Origin of the sequence: Spirosoma soli (genome assembly GCF_042684525.1) — a bacterium.
Taxonomy (GTDB): Bacteria; Bacteroidota; Bacteroidia; order Cytophagales; family Spirosomataceae; genus Spirosoma; species Spirosoma soli.
The window spans coordinates 119,902-138,406 of sequence record NZ_JBHULN010000009.1 but is presented as its reverse complement, the minus strand read 5'-3'; the positions used below and the strand labels follow the sequence as shown (position 1 = coordinate 138,406).

The 18,505-nt window shown below is 49.3% G+C and carries 14 protein-coding genes and 1 tRNA gene; 8 read left to right on the top strand and 7 right to left on the bottom strand.

Features of this window, described 5'->3' with window-relative positions:
• The first annotated feature begins 270 nt into the window (after positions 1–270).
• Complete coding sequence (locus ACFSUS_RS15925) at positions 271–876, top strand: DUF3244 domain-containing protein (protein WP_381524234.1); 606 nt, start codon at positions 271–273, stop codon at positions 874–876.
• Between the two features lie 303 nt (positions 877–1,179).
• On the opposite strand, the gene uvsE is transcribed toward ACFSUS_RS15925, so the two are convergent.
• Entirely contained in the window at positions 1,180–2,181 is a 1,002-nt protein-coding gene (gene uvsE / locus ACFSUS_RS15920) for a UV DNA damage repair endonuclease UvsE (protein ID WP_381524232.1), read from the bottom strand.
• 240 nt (positions 2,182–2,421) lie between these two features.
• On the opposite strand from uvsE, the gene ACFSUS_RS15915 reads away from it, so the two are divergent.
• Together ACFSUS_RS15915 and ACFSUS_RS15910 are read left to right on the top strand one after the other, a co-directional pair.
• The gene (locus ACFSUS_RS15915; RefSeq protein ID WP_381524230.1) at positions 2,422–3,210 is read left to right on the top strand and encodes a hypothetical protein; all 789 of its coding nucleotides are present in this window, start codon (positions 2,422–2,424) and stop codon (positions 3,208–3,210) included.
• On the top strand, positions 3,191–3,592 hold the full coding sequence (locus tag ACFSUS_RS15910; RefSeq protein WP_381524229.1) for a hypothetical protein: 402 nt from the start codon (positions 3,191–3,193) through the stop codon (positions 3,590–3,592). The genes ACFSUS_RS15915 and ACFSUS_RS15910 overlap by 20 nt, the downstream gene beginning before the upstream one ends.
• A 60-nt stretch (positions 3,593–3,652) precedes the next feature.
• Here ACFSUS_RS15910 and ACFSUS_RS15905 read toward each other — a convergent pair whose 3' ends face one another.
• The 3 genes from ACFSUS_RS15905 to proS form a co-directional block, all read right to left on the bottom strand.
• Positions 3,653–4,105 (bottom strand): FKBP-type peptidyl-prolyl cis-trans isomerase, encoded by a 453-nt coding sequence (locus tag ACFSUS_RS15905; protein ID WP_381524228.1) that lies wholly within the window; start codon positions 4,103–4,105, stop codon positions 3,653–3,655.
• Positions 4,106–4,364: 259 nt separating this feature from the next.
• Entirely contained in the window at positions 4,365–5,051 is a 687-nt protein-coding gene (locus ACFSUS_RS15900; protein ID WP_381524226.1) for a thioredoxin family protein, read from the bottom strand.
• Positions 5,052–5,105: 54 nt separating this feature from the next.
• Complete coding sequence (proS, locus tag ACFSUS_RS15895; RefSeq protein ID WP_381524224.1) at positions 5,106–6,578, bottom strand: proline--tRNA ligase; 1,473 nt, start codon at positions 6,576–6,578, stop codon at positions 5,106–5,108.
• Positions 6,579–6,903: 325 nt separating this feature from the next.
• On the opposite strand from proS, the gene ACFSUS_RS15890 reads away from it, so the two are divergent.
• Entirely contained in the window at positions 6,904–8,229 is a 1,326-nt protein-coding gene (locus tag ACFSUS_RS15890) for a hypothetical protein (RefSeq protein ID WP_381524223.1), read from the top strand.
• A gap of 144 nt (positions 8,230–8,373) precedes the next feature.
• Positions 8,374–9,948, top strand: a complete 1,575-nt coding sequence (locus tag ACFSUS_RS15885; protein WP_381524221.1) for a hypothetical protein — start codon at positions 8,374–8,376, stop codon at positions 9,946–9,948.
• A 55-nt stretch (positions 9,949–10,003) separates the two neighbouring features.
• Here ACFSUS_RS15885 and ACFSUS_RS15880 read toward each other — a convergent pair whose 3' ends face one another.
• The 3 genes from ACFSUS_RS15880 to ACFSUS_RS15870 form a co-directional block, all read right to left on the bottom strand.
• On the bottom strand, positions 10,004–10,510 hold the full coding sequence (locus tag ACFSUS_RS15880; RefSeq protein WP_381524220.1) for a shikimate kinase: 507 nt from the start codon (positions 10,508–10,510) through the stop codon (positions 10,004–10,006).
• Positions 10,511–10,610: 100 nt separating this feature from the next.
• Entirely contained in the window at positions 10,611–11,753 is a 1,143-nt protein-coding gene (locus ACFSUS_RS15875; protein WP_381524219.1) for a BT_3928 family protein, read from the bottom strand.
• Positions 11,754–11,791: 38 nt separating this feature from the next.
• Positions 11,792–12,352, bottom strand: a complete 561-nt coding sequence (locus tag ACFSUS_RS15870) for a DUF1599 domain-containing protein (RefSeq protein WP_381524218.1) — start codon at positions 12,350–12,352, stop codon at positions 11,792–11,794.
• Positions 12,353–12,451: 99 nt separating this feature from the next.
• Between ACFSUS_RS15870 and folP the strand changes: the two genes are divergently transcribed.
• The 3 genes from folP (at position 12,452) to gltB (ending at position 18,463) form a co-directional block, all read left to right on the top strand.
• On the top strand, positions 12,452–13,309 hold the full coding sequence (folP, locus tag ACFSUS_RS15865) for a dihydropteroate synthase (protein ID WP_381524451.1): 858 nt from the start codon (positions 12,452–12,454) through the stop codon (positions 13,307–13,309).
• A 78-nt stretch (positions 13,310–13,387) separates the two neighbouring features.
• A tRNA-Lys gene (locus tag ACFSUS_RS15860) sits at positions 13,388–13,460 on the top strand.
• Between the two features lie 374 nt (positions 13,461–13,834).
• Positions 13,835–18,463: a glutamate synthase large subunit gene (gene gltB / locus ACFSUS_RS15855; protein WP_381524216.1), complete on the top strand. Its 4,629-nt coding sequence runs from the start codon at positions 13,835–13,837 to the stop codon at positions 18,461–18,463.
• Positions 18,464–18,505 lie beyond the last annotated feature (42 nt).

The window sequence follows — 18,505 nt, the reverse complement described above, 5'->3', positions numbered from 1 at the left end:
GTTACTACTTTTGCGGAATTGGACAAAACGAATGAAAATTATACGATTCTCAGCTGACAGTCCTAAACTTTAAAATTATTAGAAAAATACAACTCATACGCCGTTTATAGGGACTTATTGTACTTTTCCAACAATGGCTCTACTTTCTTCATAACTATTTGAACTTTAACAGGAACTTTCGTCCATAAGGCTGTTTGAGACGGTTTTGCTATTGCATAAAAGGAAGAATGTAGCTCACCTTTGTCACGGTAAAACAAAAATTTCAAACCGATGAAACAGTTCCGTTTATCAATTGCTGTACTGCTGTCAGTATGGGGTCTGGCCGGCATGGGAGGTGCCAAAGCCGACAATGGATCAGGAGCGAATGGGGTGAAAGTCGAGAAGTCCGAAAGCAAGAAAGTTCGTGTTTATACGCAGCCGGGTGCACCAGTCGAGGTGTCAATCATTGATACAGAAGGCAATGTGCTCTATCGGGGTTTGGTTTCTAGTCGCAAGCAGGGTGCCACTACGTTCAACTTAGCTAGTCTGCCCGATGGTCAATATTACCTCACAGCAGGCAATAACGCCTGGTGGATGTCGCAGGGACTAACCATCAGAGGGAACGCCCTAAATGTAGACGAGCGTAACCTGCAACAGGTGGCCCAGCCTACACTAACGGCTTACGAGAAAAATAAGATTGAGGTTAACCTACCTGCAATTAATCTCGATAAAGCTAACGTAACGATTTACGATGCGCAGAATACGGCGGTGTTTGCCGACAGTTTCGACGGTCAGGTTCGCCGGTTCGATTTGTCATCGTTGCCAGACGGCTCTTATACATTCGTGGTTGGCCCTGAGCAAAAAACGTTTACCGCACGGGTCGACGTTCGTCACTAATTGCTAAAGTGCCTTTGCAGCTTAACGGCTGAATAATTATTCTGAATCGACTTTGAGCAGCCACACTTTTCGGACAAGTTCAACTGCACCATTGCTTCCCAGCCCGCTCGTGTAAACGTAGCGGGCTTTTTTGTCATAGTAGTCAACACAGCGGCACAGAGAACACAAAGATGTTAACCCCTAATTCTTTGTGTTCTCTGTGCCGCTGTGTTGATATACTTTGTCAGCCGTTGTCGGGTGTAGTCATTTATCGCTAGTACACGTTTGGCCAACGGTTTGATAACAACTGACCATACCTGACTATCAATGACTATCTGAAGCTACTTCTTTGGGTTCTACAACTTCAGCGGGTGGGTTCTCAGGGTCCTGTTTCTTCTGCTGGTTCATTAATTTGGCCAATTTTGGCGTGATGTCCAGCTCCTCTCCGCGAAGCCGCATGATAGACAGTTCCTTCATTTTTGATTCAAATACGATATCTACCTCTTTACCGTAGGTATTCACCAGCGAATACAGCCAATCGGCATGTGCTTCGACCCTTGCTTTGGGGTCTTCATATTCCCGCCTTGAATCCGAATAGTGAAAAACCGGCCGGACATTCCACGTATCGTATGCCAAATGAAAAGCCTCTTCTTCCGTTCGACCATCGGGATGCAACGAGTGATGAAAATAGTCGAAAACCACCGGTATACCGATCGTTTCATGCACCTGAACCAAATCGTTTACAGAGTATAAGCTCGGCCGGTCGTCATTCTCGACGGTCAGGCGAGCACGTAAATTTTCGGACAAGCGCATAAAGTTTTGACAGAAACGAGCCACTGTCGCGGCCTTATCACCGTAGGTACCACCCAGGTGAATGTTGATCTTGTTCCAGTGGGACGGCGTCAGGCCCATCAGATCGAAGATTTCCGAGTGGTATTCCAGATCAGTAATGGTATTGTCGAGCACTCGCCCCTGCCCGGCCAGGTGGTTGAACGGTCCGGGGTGCACAGTCAACCGAATCGGGCGGCTTCCGATTTCTTCGAGCGTAGCCCGGATCTCGGTAAAATCAGGCAGATTGGCAATGCGGTATTCAGAAGCCCACGGAAATAAATCGGAGGAGACCCGAAACAGCCGAAAGCCGTGTTCAAGATTCCAATCCACGATTTTTAGCAAGTCCTGTACGTTTTTCAACGCCAGCTCTGAAGCATACGCAATCCCTTTCTCGGAAAATGTCTTCTTGATCATTCCCCGATTCGTCATAATCTTCTCAGCCTGAAGGCTTAAGTTAATACATGCGTAGCCAACGTTGAGTGATGTCAAATTCATAGGCAATAAACCGGATTAATTGCCCCACGGTTTTAATTATGACCGTTTGTTCAAAAGTGCGACGTTCACGATACTTTTAATGCCGGAGAGTTTTATCTTAACGCTCCGCCTTGGTTCATCCGCATGAAATATTTGTACCTGATTTTCTTATTTATGGGTTGTTGGTGCCTTAGCAGTTGTGTTAACCTCAAAGCTGTCAACACATTTAGCTCGGCTTCCGTTGTTAATTTACAACAAGGCATGGCCTTACCTGCAACCTTCACAGGCACTTACCGCCAGCGTACGCAAGAAGATTCACTGGATCGCCATCCGTTCAACCGGGTTCCCGTCATTGGTATTGACTTTGCCAGTCGTGTCCGGCAGGATTCGCTCCGCTCCTACCAGTTAGCCGATACGTTGATTCGTACGGGCAACGAACTCCTCATCAATTATTTCCAGGCACTTACTGCTTTATCATCAACCAATAGCACATTCGTCCCGGTTCGGCTTAAGTCGTCAACCTTCGACGCGTTTCTACAAAATTCGGCGCTGAAACTTTCAGCGGAGCAAACGGCATCATTTAATCGTGTCGCTAACGTTTTAGGAGCCGCGGCCACCGGTGCGTATCGCCGACGAAAAATAGCCAACCTTATCGAACGTAGCCACAATGATGTCCGTCAGGTGCTTGGGGTTATGGCTTTTGCTAACGAGCGACTGGCCCAGGTGGTTGCTATCAGCCTCGACCAGCAGTATGGTTACTACAAGAATGGGCTGATTCAGGACCCGACCCTCACCTACAGCCAAAAACGAGAATCAGCCCAGCAGTGGCTAAAAACCGCAAAAGCAAATGAGCAAACGCGACAGGCTATACTGACCTACGTCAAAGCCTTAAAAACGTTACAGGCTGGTCACGATGAACTGTACACCCAGCGCAACAAGCTAACAACAAAAGCTGCCTTGTCTGGCATTGGCGCTTATTTACCTATACTTCAACAACTTCGCTCTGACCTGGAGCAACTTAAACCCGTTTATGGAAGACTTAACCCCTGAACAGATCGTTGGTATTGCGGATGGCTTTCGGAATATGGCCCGTGCGCTGAACGAGTTTCAGGTAAGGCACTGGCCGGAACTTACATTTGAACAACACCTGGATTTAAACGCCTATCAAAGTAGCTTATTGAACCGGGCGCAGGACCTTCAGACGTTAGCCGTCCGTCCTGCTTTCAGTCGGGCGGCTGAGATGGTAGCCAGTATTCAACAAGCGACCGAGGAAGCTAAAGCCAGTCTGAAGCGGATTCAGAGCTTAACCTTAGCGCTTAATGTGGGGGCCATTACGGTGGCGTTAGCCTCTTATGTGGCCCGGGCTAATTTGCGGGGCATTCAGACGGCGCTGCGCGAGTTGAGCGATCTGCTTAAGATTGAGGAAGCTTAACATAAGAAAGGCGTAAGAGACTTGCCTCCCCTACGCCTTCTCGACAAACGTGTTTCTTGCTTACAGAATCAACCCTGATGGCGACTTGACGCCAACAAGTTCCACTTCAAACGTCAGGTCCTGACCAGCCAGTGGGTGATTGGCATCGAGCGTAACGCTCGTATCGGTCAAATCGCGCACAATTACTGGAATGGGCCGCGGATTGCCATCTTCGTGCATGTTGAGGGTCATGCCCACTTCGAGCGGAATATCATCTGGTATATCGGTGCGATTCAGCGTGAAAATCATTTCTTCGTTGGCTGGACCATAAGCATCTTCCACCGGAATGTTGATGGTTTTCTTTTCACCCTGGTTCATTCCTGCAACGCCCTCATCGAATCCTCTGATCACCTGCCCACTGCCAACGGTGAACTCTAATGGTGTACGGCCCGCTGACGAGTCGAATACGGTTCCGTCGCTCAATGTGCCTGTGTAATGCACCTGGACGGTGTCGCCAGATTTTGCTTGTGCCATAGTCGTAGTACTGTTTATTAAATATAACTGCAAAGATAGATAAGCGTTTAGGAAAGGCGGGACGTTCGATCATATTTTGGCACACATTCTATTAAAATACCTACCGATAAGCTACACATTTTAAATAATTTGTCTTACAAATTATTAATATAACACAAAAAATCGAGTATGAAATTTTACTAAAACATAATTTTGCTGAGTATATAGCTCATTCATCAAACCACTGGCGTCAATCCCACTGATGCAGATTCGATGCCTGTTAATGGTCAGCTAACCGATGAACACGATATGGCCCGGCCGGACTTGGGGTTCGCTGGGATTCCGTACGATTCCAGTTGGTAACCAGCGCTAACAGTTCCTGTTGTATCGACTGAGTCCGATCCTCATTGTACCATCGTTGGGCACGCTCAACGGCTTCGGATAAAGGTAATTGTTCGGTCCGCCAATTATTCATCAGGGCTTGTAGGCCAGCCGGACGTGGTCCCCAGGTACCGATTTCTGTCAGATCTGACGCTCGTAAACAGATTAATTTGGGTATAGACTTACCACCGTTCGTCAGGTACGCATTCATGACGTCAGGATTCTTGTCGCGCAAAAGAAACCGGATTTGTACGTGCGAAGACTGCTCAGCCATCTGGTGCAACACCGGTACGGCCTGGGCCGCATCACCGCACCAGGACTCCGTCAGGACAAGCCAGACCCAGGGCTCCGACACCTTAGCCATCGCGGCTTTCAGATCATTGCTAACAACTGTCAGCTTATCCAACCGGCTCATCCTGTGTAGGTTTAACTTCGTGTATCCTAAGATCTCGGGGGTGTTGTAGCTTGGTGCTTCGGAGGTAGTTCGGCCCTGGGCAAACAAGTCTTTAGAAAGAGAAATGTATTGATCGTAGGTAAGTGCTGACGCAATCAGGTCAGGCGTAATGATAGCTGAGTGGGTTGTCATAAAAAAGGGTGTTTCCTGACTGGAAACACCCTTCACCAAAGCGTTGGTTCATCGTTAGTACGCTCTGGCAAACACAACCCGACCTTTCGACGGCTTGCCAGAGTATACGTCTACCCCTTCTTCGGGCTCCTGATCGAACGGAATGCACCGAATGGTCGCCTTGGTGGCTTCTTTGATAGCCTCTTCGGTTTCAGCGGTTCCATCCCAATGGGCTAGTAGAAAACCACCTTTTTCGAGCTGCTCCTGAAACTGCTCAAACGTATCAACGTTAAAGGTGTTCTCCTGCCGGAACGTTTTAGCTTTGTTGTAAATCGTTTGCTGTATATCGTCGAGCAAAGCTTTGATCCGCTCGGTCAGCCCGTCAAACGGTACTGTTTCCTTGGTTTTCAGATCACGACGGGCGATTTCAACCGTACCATTTTCGAGATCACGGCCGCCCATAGCCAGTCGAACGGGTACCCCCCGCAGCTCGTATTCGGCAAATTTCCAGCCTGGCTTGTTCGCATCCGAATCGTCATATTTGACCGATACCCCGGCCTTGCGCAGCTCCTGAACTAATGGTTTAATCTTTGCCGAAATTGCGTCCAGCTGCTCATCAGAGCGATAAATAGGCACAATGACCACTTGTATTGGAGCCAGTTTGGGTGGTAATACCAGCCCATCGTCGTCGGAGTGCGCCATGATTAGGGCCCCCATCAAACGGGTTGAAACACCCCAGGACGTACCCCAGACGTAGTCCAGCTGATTTTGCTTGTTTAGAAACTGCACGTCGAACGCCTTGGCAAAGTTCTGTCCCAGGAAGTGCGACGTACCGGCCTGCAAGGCTTTACCATCCTGCATCATGGCTTCAATGCACAGCGTATCATCAGCACCAGCAAAGCGTTCGTTCGGCGTTTTCGACCCTTTAATTACTGGCAACGCCATCCACTCTTCGGCAAACTGAGCGTAAATCTCCAGCATCTGCCGGGTTTCGTCCATCGCTTCGTCGGCAGTGGCGTGGGCGGTGTGTCCTTCCTGCCACAGAAATTCGGCCGTGCGCAGGAAGATTCGCGTACGCATCTCCCAGCGGACTACGTTCGCCCACTGATTAATGAGCAGTGGTAGATCGCGGTACGACTGAATCCAGTTTTTGTAGGTGCTCCAAATGACTGTCTCTGACGTTGGCCGGACAATCAGTTCTTCTTCGAGTTTGGCTTCGGGGTCAACAATCACACCTGAGCCATCTTCGGCGTTCTTCAGGCGGTAATGCGTCACCACCGCGCACTCTTTCGCGAAGCCTTCCACGTGCGACGCTTCTTTACTCAAAAAAGACTTTGGGATAAACAACGGAAAATAAGCGTTCTGGTGCCCCGTTTCTTTGAACATGTCGTCCAGCGCCCTCTGCATTTTTTCCCAGATCGAAAAGCCGTAGGGTTTAATGACCATGCAACCCCGCACGGCCGAATTCTCGGCCAGATCAGCCTTTTTAATCAACTCATTATACCACTCGGAGTAGTTTTCACTACGGGAAGGAATTGCTTTTGCCATATGCAATTTTGTCAGAAGCGGTCATGGATAGTCAGTGATAGCTAAAGGTGTAGTTTACACTTATGAAGTAAGGTCGAGTATGGTAAGATACTACGTCTGACCATCCTTGAGAGCACCTGACACCCTGACTATTGCTAATTACTGATGACCACTAATAACTTTTTTAAAAGGAGGTTAAACCTTTACGTTTAAATTTGAGTCTAATGGTAGAAAACTTGCAAATATAGGTTTTTATCCTATTTTTGTAATCAATCCGCCCGGCCCTGCGTTATGAGCATAAGAAGGCAGATTTCATGATTTTACATTACAATAATCCCTTTGCCAAATGAATACGCAACGCCTATATCATTGCCTGACGCTGGTCGCGCTGATGGGTTTCTGGAGCTGCTCCTCCAGCCGTCAGACTGCTCAGAACGCGGGCGAGGTAGATGATTTGTATGGCAATTCAGCCAACGCGGCTGTGTATGCCAGCAACTCGTCTGATCCTTCGTCGGTCGCCGAGCGTCCCTCACGCCAACAGCAACGTTTTGATCGTCAACAACGGTCGTCCCGTAACGATAATCCTGAGTACAACGATGAGCAACAGGGTTACGACACTAATACGGACGAGTATTACACCGAGCTCAGCGCCCGTAAGCTAAACCGGGGCTTATCACCTGATCCAGGTTGGGGAGATAACAGCACGAACGCCTACAATTCGGGCTTCGTAAACGGCTACAATGCAGCCTCAACCTCAGCGTATAGCTGGAATCGGTGGGGCTTTAACAACACCGGCTTTTATAACGGCCTTGGCCTCGGTTTGGGTCTGAGTACGTTCGGATACGGCTACAACAGCTTTAACTTCGGTTTTGGTAATCCGTTCTATTCTCCGTTCTACGGCGGTGCGTATGCCTACAGCCCGTTTTATTCACCATTTGGTTACGGTGGTGGGTTCTACGATCCATTCTACAGCCCATACGCCTATGGTGGCGGTTTTTATAGCCCGTTCTATTCGCCATTTTATGGTGGTGGTTATTACGGTCGGCCAGTTATCGTGAACAATGTGAATGTTGTAGGCGCCGATCCGTATCGCACCCGAACTTATGGCCCTCGTTACGCTCGTTCGTCTAACAGCTACAACGGCTCATTTGTGAACACGCCCCGCCCGGTAAACACAAACGGAGGTCGTCGCTCGACGGATTACTATTCATCAGGTAATAACGCATCAGCTAACGCTGGCACAGGAGGTTCTAACAATGGCTACTATGCGGCCCCACGGCGTAACGGCGCTGGAACGTACTATTACGATAATGGCAGCGGTAGTCGTGGAGGAAACGCGGTTGGCAGTGCTGTGAGCCCAACTCCGTCTTACAACAGCACAAACTCGGGCAATGAGTATTACGCCCGACCACGCCAGAACGGCCGGGCTACTTACGCCCCCTCTACGGATGGATATAGCAGCGGACGAAGTGGTTATAGCCAACCCCAATCCAGCTATCAGCAGCCTTCATACCAAAGCCAGAGCCGAGGCAGTTATAGCCAGCCAAGTTACCAGCAGTCGCAACCAAGCTATAGTGCACCAAGTCGTAGTTATAGCACCCCAAGCAGTGGCGGAGGCAGTTACTCCGGTGGTGGTGCCAGTCGCGGTGGCGGCTCTCGTGGTCCACGCTAAGCGTTATTCCTGGTTTATAGAAATAAAATCCCGCCAACGATGACAATTGGCGGGATTTTTCGTTTTAGTGAATGGGTAGCATTAAACGCTTTCTGGTTTGATCTGTCTTACCGGTAAAACGCACCTCCTTACTACAATTACAAGATGAATAAACGTATAATTTTAACCGCTACCCTACTGACTGTAGCTGCGGTTACGTATGGTCAATACGCTGGTGACGCGTTTCGCTATTCGGACCAACCCATCAACGGAACAGCCCGTTTTCAGGGATTAGGGGGTAATCATGCAGCTTTGGGCGGTGACGCCAGTAATGCGTTTGGCAACCCCGCTGGCCTGGGCTTTTTTAACCGGTCTGAACTTAGTATCAGCCCGTCGTTGCGACTACAGAATGTTGATGCACGATTCCTAGGACAAAATTCAACGGCTAATCGATCACAGGTTAGCATTGGCCAGGCGTCGCTGATCTTTGCGGGAGGGAGTCGTACGGGTGAAAATAGTCGACTTCGTAGGTCAACCTTTGCCATCACCTACTCGCAGCAAGCTAATTTTGCTAACGAATTTGTGCTGCGTGGCACTAACAACCGAAGTTCGCTGCTGGATAATTATGTGGCTAACGTTAACAGTTATAACGTACCATCAACTACGCTAGATGGAGACTTCACTCCTTCATCGGGCAACCAATCGGCTTCAGCAGGATCGATTGAAGCAGCCGCCTATCAGCTTTTTCTGCTAAACCCAACGGGAAACGGAAATACTTATTTTCGGTTCGACCAGGGCGTTCCGGTAAACCAACAAGTGAGTTATAGTGCTTCTGGAGCGCAGTCGCAATGGGGTTTATCATATGCGGGTAATCTCGACGATAAAATCTACTTAGGGGCTACGTTGGCGTTCAGCCGTACACGATTCGATTATAACCAGAATTACACCGAGACATTTAACGGTGGCCGGTATTACCGAGGGTTTGGTGAAGTATCCGATTACACCGTAAAAGGTAATGGGGTGAACCTGTCGGTGGGGGCTATTTATAAAATAGACCAAAACATACAACTCGGTGTAACTGTTGCAACACCCACATTTACATCCCTGAGTGAGACGTTCAACCAGAGATTATCTGTCGATCCAGTCGGTCCATTTCCTTCGACGGATGCCCAAGGTAATCCTATCACCTTAACTCCTGTCGATAATCCGATCAATGTTGATCCAAATGACTTCGACTTTCGGATTACTAGCCCGCTAAGAGCATCAGGAGGTTTAACGTATCTGTTTGGTCGAAGTGGCTTTTTAACCGGTACAGTAGAATATGTCGGTTATCAGGGAATGCGTGTTAACACTAGCTATAGTCAAAACGCGGCTGACAATCAGGCATTTCGAGAAGATAATAAGAATGAGATCCGGCAGACCTATAAGAATGTAATTAATGTTCGGGTGGGTGGTGAGTTTAGAGCTGGATTATTTCGCGCCCGCGCCGGTTTAGCTTATCTACCAAGTGCTTATCGAGAAAATCTGGATGGATTAACAGCAGCCGACCGGCAACGCCTGTTGTATACGGCTGGAATCGGAGTCAGAAACGAGCGTTTTTTCGCTGATGTCGCTGGGGTCTTTACGTCCTTTAAATCAGCCTATACGCCATACACATTGAACAACCCACAAGATTACGGATCAGCGTTGTTAACAAACCGCAACACCAACTTAACCCTTTCTTTCGGGGTGTTTTTCTAAAACTTTTAACTTTCATAAACGAAGAAGGCGATCCTGACAGGATCGCCTTCTTCGTTTATAACCACTCACCTAGTTGTCTTAATACATCATCGGCGCTTGTCTCGCCATGAACGATTATATGCGCCTGACTGTAAAACGGCAAGCGGGAAACGTAACGCTGCTGCAGACTTTTGAGTAATTCCGGGTCGTTCGGACTGTATAGAGGTCGGTCCTCCTGCGCATGAGCAACCATTCGCCGAACGAGCACGTCAACGGGTACATCCAGAAAGACGGATACACCAGTCGCGTTAATATAGGCCATGTTATCATGAAAGCAAGGCATTCCTCCCCCCGTCGATACTACCAAACTGTTACCAGGCCGAATGGTTCGCAGCACACGGCATTCGGCTTCGCGGAAGTAAGCTTCACCCGATTGCGCAAAAATGGTTGCGATAGACCGGTTTTCATTGCGCACAATCAATTTGTCGGTATCAACAAAACGGTAATGCAATGCCTTAGCAATCCGTTTGCCAAGTGTACTCTTACCGGAAGAAGGCATTCCAATCAGGAAGATGTTTTTCATAGGCAAAGAGCGAAAGAGTGAATGAGTGAAAGAGCGAGATAATGCTCATGGACTTATCGCTCTTTCACTCATTCACTCTTTCACTTGTTCACTCTTTCGCTCATTTTACTCTCTCGATCACTTCAGCAGCCTCTGGCGTGGCGTTGTAATGCCATTTCCCGCGAACTACACCGTCATGGAGCAGCCATGTGCCAGGGTTGGAGCGCATAATTGTTTTTAAAACCGTAGCATCGGCTTTGTAATAAGGCACATTTTCCAGTTGAAACTCTTTTCGGAAGGCCTTGATCTCGTCGTCGCTGGTCGATGTCAAAATATAAGGCGACACGGTTGATCCTCTTAATCCTTCCACCAACGCCCGAATGGCTGGTATGCTGCCAGCGTCAATATGTTTGGTGTTCTTAACAATAATGAAAAGCTTGTTGCCCTCGAACGTTTGCTGGGTAAAGTCAGTCTCGTCGTTCCAGATCCGGTAATCAGTGATTTTGGGCTTGGCATTTTCATTCACCAGCACCATCTCCTTGAAGGTATAGCTTTGGTCACTTGGGTATTTATCAAACTCGCTGGTTTTGCCGTCTTTCTCCATGACGTATTTGTAACGCAAGGGTTCCGACGGCTTCATCGCATCTGGAATGCTTTTACCCACGGCATACGGTAGCAGATCGAGTGGTGGCAAAAATTGTACGGCATAAATGCCCAGCCCTAGGGTAAGAACTGTCGTGATACTCACCAGCCAGCCCGTGTTACGTGGCCGTATTCGGTTGCGGTGGCCGATGATGAACAGAATCAGTATTGTCAGTACAACATCTTTCCCAAAGGATGTCCAGGGCTTAAGTTTTATGGCGTCGCCAAAGCAACCACAATCTGTTACGCGGTTAAAATAAGCCGAATAAAAGGTCAGAAAGGTGAAAAAGATAATGAGAAAGAACAACAACCAGGTTGTCACCTTAGGTTTGTAGGACGCCAGGAGCGCTACACCCAAGATAACCTCAGCCGCACAAAACAATACGGACATAACCAACGTAAACGGCACTAAGCCCATGAAAAAATCGTGCAGAAACGGCAGATCCTGCGCGAAGACTTCAAAATACTCTTCAAATTTTATCTGCGTCCCAACAGGGTCGTTCAATTTGATTAAACCCGAAAAAATAAAGACAACACCAACCAGCACCTTAGCGATTCGGGCCGCAATTAGCATAGGTGGTGTGCCGGTTTTAACTTTGGGTTGGGTGGTTACTGGATTCATGCGAGTCAGGCGGACAAAATGCCCGTTCAAAGCGAATACTAGTAAGCAGGCATGTTGTCTGCCTTACTCATCTTTATTAAACAAAAAACGGCGTAGTTGATCATATCCATATAATTGGCGTCAACGCCCTCCGACACCAGTGTGTTTCCAAGGTTATCTTCGATCTGCTTGGTACGTAGTAGCTTCATCAGGATTATGTCGGTCATTGAACTTACCCGCATCTCTCGCCAGGCTTCGCCGTAATCGTGATTTTTGGCGAAAAGTAATTCAGTTACCCGACTAATCTGGGCATCATACAGCCGTTCCAGCTCATCAGATGGAATATCGACGCCATGCGACCCGTCCGCTAACTGCATCTGAATCAAGGCCATTACGCAGTAATTGATGATCCCGACGAACTCGGGTTCAACCCCTTCGCCAACTCGGCTAACTCCCGTCTCCTGCAGGGTTCGAATACGTTGCGCCTTGATAAAAATTTGATCAGTGATGCTTGGTAGTCGCAAAATTCGCCAGGCGGTCCCGTAATCCTTATTTTTGGTTAAGAACAGATCCTTGCAACGTTCAATTACGTGCCGATATTCAGTTTCTGTGGTTGACATAGTCATTGCTTATCGTTCATTGTGCGCTGAATAGTCATTCGCTAGCGGAACTATCAATACTCCTTAATGACTATCTAATCACAAAGAATGACGTTTCTAATGCCGAAAGTTACGAAAAAAACGCTGAACTGCCGGGGGCGGCTCGTGGATTTGACCGTGCCCGCTGTTATGGGAATCATAAACGTAACGCCCGACTCTTTCTTTGCGGGCAGCCGCATCCCGATCGGAGAAACTATTACATCAACCGCGATTCAGACAGCCAGCAAGATGCTGGCCGATGGAGCAACCTTTCTGGATATTGGCGGGTACTCCACCCGGCCGGGCGCAGCCGATGTTAGCCCAGCGGAAGAAGCAGATCGGATACTACCCGTTATTGAGGGCATTTTAAACAGTTTTCCCAATGCTCTGGTGTCAGTAGACACATTTCGTGCGTCGGTGGCCCGTCAGGCAGTCGAGTCGGGCGCTGCGCTGGTTAACGATGTAGCGGGCGGCACCTTAGATTCGGCTATGTTTGAGACGGTTACCCAGTTAGGGGTTCCTTACGTGCTAATGCACCTGCGGGGAACGCCCCAAACGATGCAATCGCTGGCAACGTATCAGAATCTGTTGACGGACGTAATTGACGAATTAGGTAGCCGACTAGCTCAACTCCGTGCATTAGGTCATAAAGACATTATTCTTGACCCTGGCTTTGGCTTCGCTAAGACTCCAACTCAAAATTTCGAGTTATTACGTCAGCTAGACGCTTTTTCGTTCTTCGATGAACCGCTGTTAGTGGGCCTTTCCCGCAAGACAACCATCTGGAAAACCCTTTCCATCACAGCAGATGAAGCGTTAAATGGAACGACCGTTTTAAATACTATTGCCCTCATGAAAGGAGCCACTATTTTACGGGTTCATGATGTCCGTGAAGCTGTAGAGGCAATAACCTTAACACAACGACTAACTTTTTTTTAGGCTAACTATTGCGTTTAGAAAACGAAAACCCTACTTTTGCATTCCCAAACGACAACGCCTTGTTTATCTGAGGGAAATGATTCGGTAGCTCAGCTGGTAGAGCAATACACTTTTAATGTATGGGTCCTGGGTTCGAATCCCAGCCGAATCACTAAAAACGCAAGAAAGCCGCCTACATAGGCGGCTTTCTTGCGTTTCATACCCTTCTAAATTCGCTTTTTTCATTTCGTCAACGCAAGTCTTTATTTACTACGTTTTATTGTCTTTTCAAGAAGATTTATAATCAATTTCACAATTAATGCCGCTTACTATTAAATTCTGACAAACGTTATTTTTACCAAATTTTTTTAGTAGTATATTGCGTGACTTTGTCACAAACACTCGCCAGCTCGGTCAGCACCTTCAGAATAGATTATCCACCGAGTCGATTTTTAATTTAGATTTCCTTAACGAACGCTGCCTTTTTTTGCTATTCTGTTAATCAGAGAGTTAAAAACGACGGCATCATCCAACGCTGTTACGACCATGTCTGATCAGGTTGACCAATCAACGGCCCGTCAGGACCAATCACCGCTGAGTGCCTTAAACGCCCCAGCAACCAACTCCGGTCTGTATCGTCCCGAGTTCGAACACGATAACTGTGGCATCGGCTTCGTGGCTCACATAAAAGGCCGCAAATCCCATCAGATTGTTGCCGATGCGTTACAAATGCTCCGACGCATGGAACATCGGGGAGCCGTCGGTTCTGAGCCAAATTCGGGCGATGGAGCGGGATTGCTTATTCAGATTCCGCACGAGTTTTTTCTGGACGAAACCCGGAAGCTAGGAGTGCACCTCCCCCCCGCTCTTGAATACGGGGTTGGTATGGTGTATTTTCCGAAAGATGTGTGGCTACGCGAAGAATGCCGGGCCATTCTCAACCGGAACATGAAAAAACTGGGCCTGGAACTGCTTTGTTACCGTGTCGTGCCGGTTAATAACAGTGATCTGGGTAATGGGTCCCGTTCCTGCGAACCACAAATGGAGCAGGTGTTTATCAAACGCCCGGCCGATATTACAAATGCTGACGACTTTGAGCGTAAACTTTACATCCTACGTAATTATAGTACCCGCATCATCAACGAGACGGTAGCGGGCGTTGATACCTTCTATTTCTCATCGCTTTCCTGTCGGACGATTACCTACAAGGGACAGCTAACTACCCTACAGCTAGAGCCTTACTTCCCCGACCTTCAGCGCGAAGAAGTCGTTTCAGCCTTGGGCGTAGTCCATTCGCGTTTCTCGACCAATACGTTCCCCTCGTGGAAACTGGCGCAACCGTTCCGTTATATTGCACACAATGGTGAAATCAACACAGTGCGGGGCAATGTGAACTGGATGAAAGCGGCCGAAGGGCTGCTCGAATCGGCTAAATTCACGAAGGATGAGATGGACATGCTGTTGCCCATCTGCGACCCGAAACAGTCGGACTCCGCCAACCTCGACAATGCTATCGAATTGCTCGTCATGAGCGGACGGTCGTTGCCGCACGTTATGATGATGCTTATTCCGGAAGCCTGGGATGGTAACGAGCACATGGACCCTGTCCGCAAGGCGTTCTACGAATACCACGCGGCTTTGATTGAGCCCTGGGATGGCCCGGCCTCTATCTCGTTCACCGATGGCCGTATCGTGGGAGCCACCCTCGACCGGAATGGCCTTCGTCCATCGCGCTTCTGGGTGACCAACGACGATATTGTCATCATGGCCTCTGAGGTTGGGGTGCTCGATATTGACCCGGCCAAAGTGGTGACGAAGGGTCGTTTGCAACCCGGTAAGATGTTCCTGGTCGATATGGAGCAGGGCCGGATTGTGTCCGATGAAGAAATCAAAAACGACATCTGTTCGCGCAAACCGTATCAGGAATGGCTCGACAACAACAAGATAAAGATTTCTGACCTTGAGGCACCGATTCGTTCGTACAATAACTACGATCCGGCAAAGCTGCTTCGGATGCAACAGGCTTTCGGCTTCACGTCCGAAGACATTCGCATGATTCTGGCCCCGATGGTTGAAACGGGGAAAGAAGCGCTTGGCTCGATGGGCACCGACGTACCGCTGGCGGTCTTGTCGGAGCAAAGCCAGCACTTAAGTCATTATTTTAAGCAGTTGTTTGCGCAAGTGACCAACCCGCCGATTGACTCTATCCGGGAGCGGGCCATCATGTCGCTGATTTCGTTTGTCGGCGCTACGTATAATCTGCTGAGCGAATCACCCGAGCATTGTCGTCAGGTTGAGTTAGAGCAACCCGTACTGACAACGCGGGAGTTCGATAAGCTGCGCTTTATCGATAAACCGAAATTTCAGGCCAAAACCATCAACTGTCTGTTTACGGCTGATGGCAAAGGTAAATCGCTGGAACGCGCTCTTGAACGTATCTGCCGGTACGCGGAGGATGCCATTGAAGACGGTTATTCAATCTTAGTGCTTTCTGACCGGGCTATTGATTCCAGCCACGCGCCGATTCCATCTTTACTGTCTACGTCGGCGGTCCATCACTACCTCATTCATAAAGGCTTACGGGGTAAAGTGGGCATCGTGGTGGAAGCGGGTGATGTTTGGGAAACCCATCACGTGGCTACTCTAATTGGCTATGGCGCATCCGGCGTGAATCCATACATGGCGTTCGAGACGATTGCCAGCATGAAAGAGAAAGGTTTGTTGCAGGTAGATTACGACCTCGACAAGCTCTACAAAAACTACGTCAAGGCGGTCAACGGCGAGTTACTCAAAATCTTCTCGAAGATGGGGATTTCCACCCTGCAATCGTACCAGGGCGCTATGATTTTCGAGTGTCTCGGTCTGAACCAGGACGTTGTCAGCCGCTACTTCACAGGTACGGTATCACGGATTGGCGGTATGGGTCTCGATGAGATCGCCCGCGAAATCATGATTCGTCACTGCGTTGCTTTCCCCGATGTACCCGTGTCTGTCCCTCGGCTGGAAGTAGGCGGTATCTATCAATGGAAACAGCGGGGCGAAAAGCACATTTTCAATCCGGACACCATTCACCTGCTCCAGCAGTCAACCCAGCGGAACGACTATAGCATCTTCAAGAAATACTCTAAACTGATTGACGATCAGACCCAGAAGGCCATTACGCTACGTGGGTTGTTGAAATTTAAGAAAGGAACGCCCGTTCCAATCGATGAGGTGGAGCCCATTGACAGCATTTTCAAGCGGTTCGCGACGGGTGCTATGTCGTTCGGCTCCATTTCCTGGGAAGCGCATACAACCCTGGCCATTGCCATGAACCGCATCGGTGGTAAGAGCAACTCGGGCGAGGGGGGTGAAGATGAACTACGCTACAAGCCGCTCGAGAACGGCGATAGCATGAATTCGTCCATCAAGCAGGTAGCCTCGGGCCGGTTTGGCGTAACGAGCTACTACCTGACTAACGCCAAAGAATTACAGATTAAGATGGCGCAGGGTGCTAAGCCCGGCGAAGGGGGTCAGTTGCCCGGCTTTAAAGTAGATGACTGGATCGGCCGCACGCGCCATTCAACACCCGGCGTCGGCCTGATTTCGCCCCCGCCCCACCACGACATTTATTCGATTGAAGATTTAGCTCAGCTGATCTCCGATCTTAAAAATGCCAATCGGGCAGCTCGTATCAGCGTTAAGCTGGTGTCGGAAGCGGGCGTTGGAACCATCGCTGCCGGCGTAGCGAAAGCCCACGCGGATCACATTCTGATTTCGGGTCATGACGGCGGCACGGGCGCATCTCCCCTATCGTCTATCCGTCACGCGGGTCTACCCTGGGAATTAGGTTTGGCCGAAGCCCACCAAACGCTGGTTCGTAATAAACTACGCGGCCGGGTGACGGTGCAGACGGATGGGCAAATGCGCACAGGCCGGGATTTGGCCATTGCTGCCTTGCTGGGTGCTGAAGAATTCGGTGTAGCCACGGCCGCATTGGTGGCAACCGGCTGCATCATGATGCGCAAATGCCACCTGAATACGTGTCCGGTTGGTGTGGCCACCCAAAATAAAGAGCTACGGGCGCTGTTTACGGGCAAACCTGAGCACGTTGTCAATATGTTCACCTTCCTGGCGATGGAATTGCGCGAGATCATGGCCGAGCTAGGCTTCCGTACGGTCAACGAGATGGTCGGTCAGTCACAAGTGCTTGAACTGCGCACGGATCTGCCGCACTGGAAATATAAGAACATCAACCTGGATGCGCTGCTGTATAAGCAAACAACCAACCTCGACGTGGCGTTATTCAAACAGGAAGAGCAAAACCATTACCTCGATGACGTGCTCGACCGGAAGCTGATTGACGTAGCCAAACCCGCCTTAGAGGCAGCGGAGTCCGTATATGCCGAATATCCCGTACAGAACATCGACCGGAGCATCGGTACCATGCTATCGAACGAAATCTCGAAATTATACGGCGGTCCTGGGCTACCCGATAGCACGATCCACATTAAATTACGAGGTACAGCAGGCCAAAGTTTCGGAGCGTTTGCCACCAGTGGTATTAAACTTGAACTTGAAGGCGATGCCAATGATTACTTCGGCAAAGGCTTGTGCGGTGCGCAACTGATCGTGTATCCTGATCGGACCGCTACGTTCAAACCGGAAGAAAACAGCATTGTGGGCAACGTGTCGTTCTACGGCGCTACGTCGGGCGAAGCGTTCATCCGGGGTATGGCGGGCGAGCGGTTCTGCGTTCGAAATTCAGGCGCTAAAGTTGTGGTTGAAGGTGTCGGTGATCACGGCCTCGAATACATGACCGGTGGCTTAGCCATCATTCTTGGCCAAACGGGCCGCAATTTTGCCGCCGGCATGTCGGGCGGGGTTGCTTACGTCTGGGATCAGGATGGAACGTTTGCCTCAAAGGTCAACCCCGAAATGGTAAGCCTGGAAGCCTTGACCGACGAAGATCAGGGCATTGTTCGGGAATACGTCGAAAAGCATTTCCAGTATACGACCAGTAACGTAGCGTTGGCCTTAATGCAGAATTGGGAAAACAGCATAGGCCAGTTCGTGAAGGTCATGCCGAGCGACTTCAGAAAGGCGTTAGCCGGTCGCGGCATCTCCCTAGCCGACCAGATTCGCGATAAAAACGTCGTGTATCAGGATATTGTCGTAGATGTGACCGGCTCATAGCCTATTTCATCAGCGATACGTAACTTTGGGATAAACCGATAA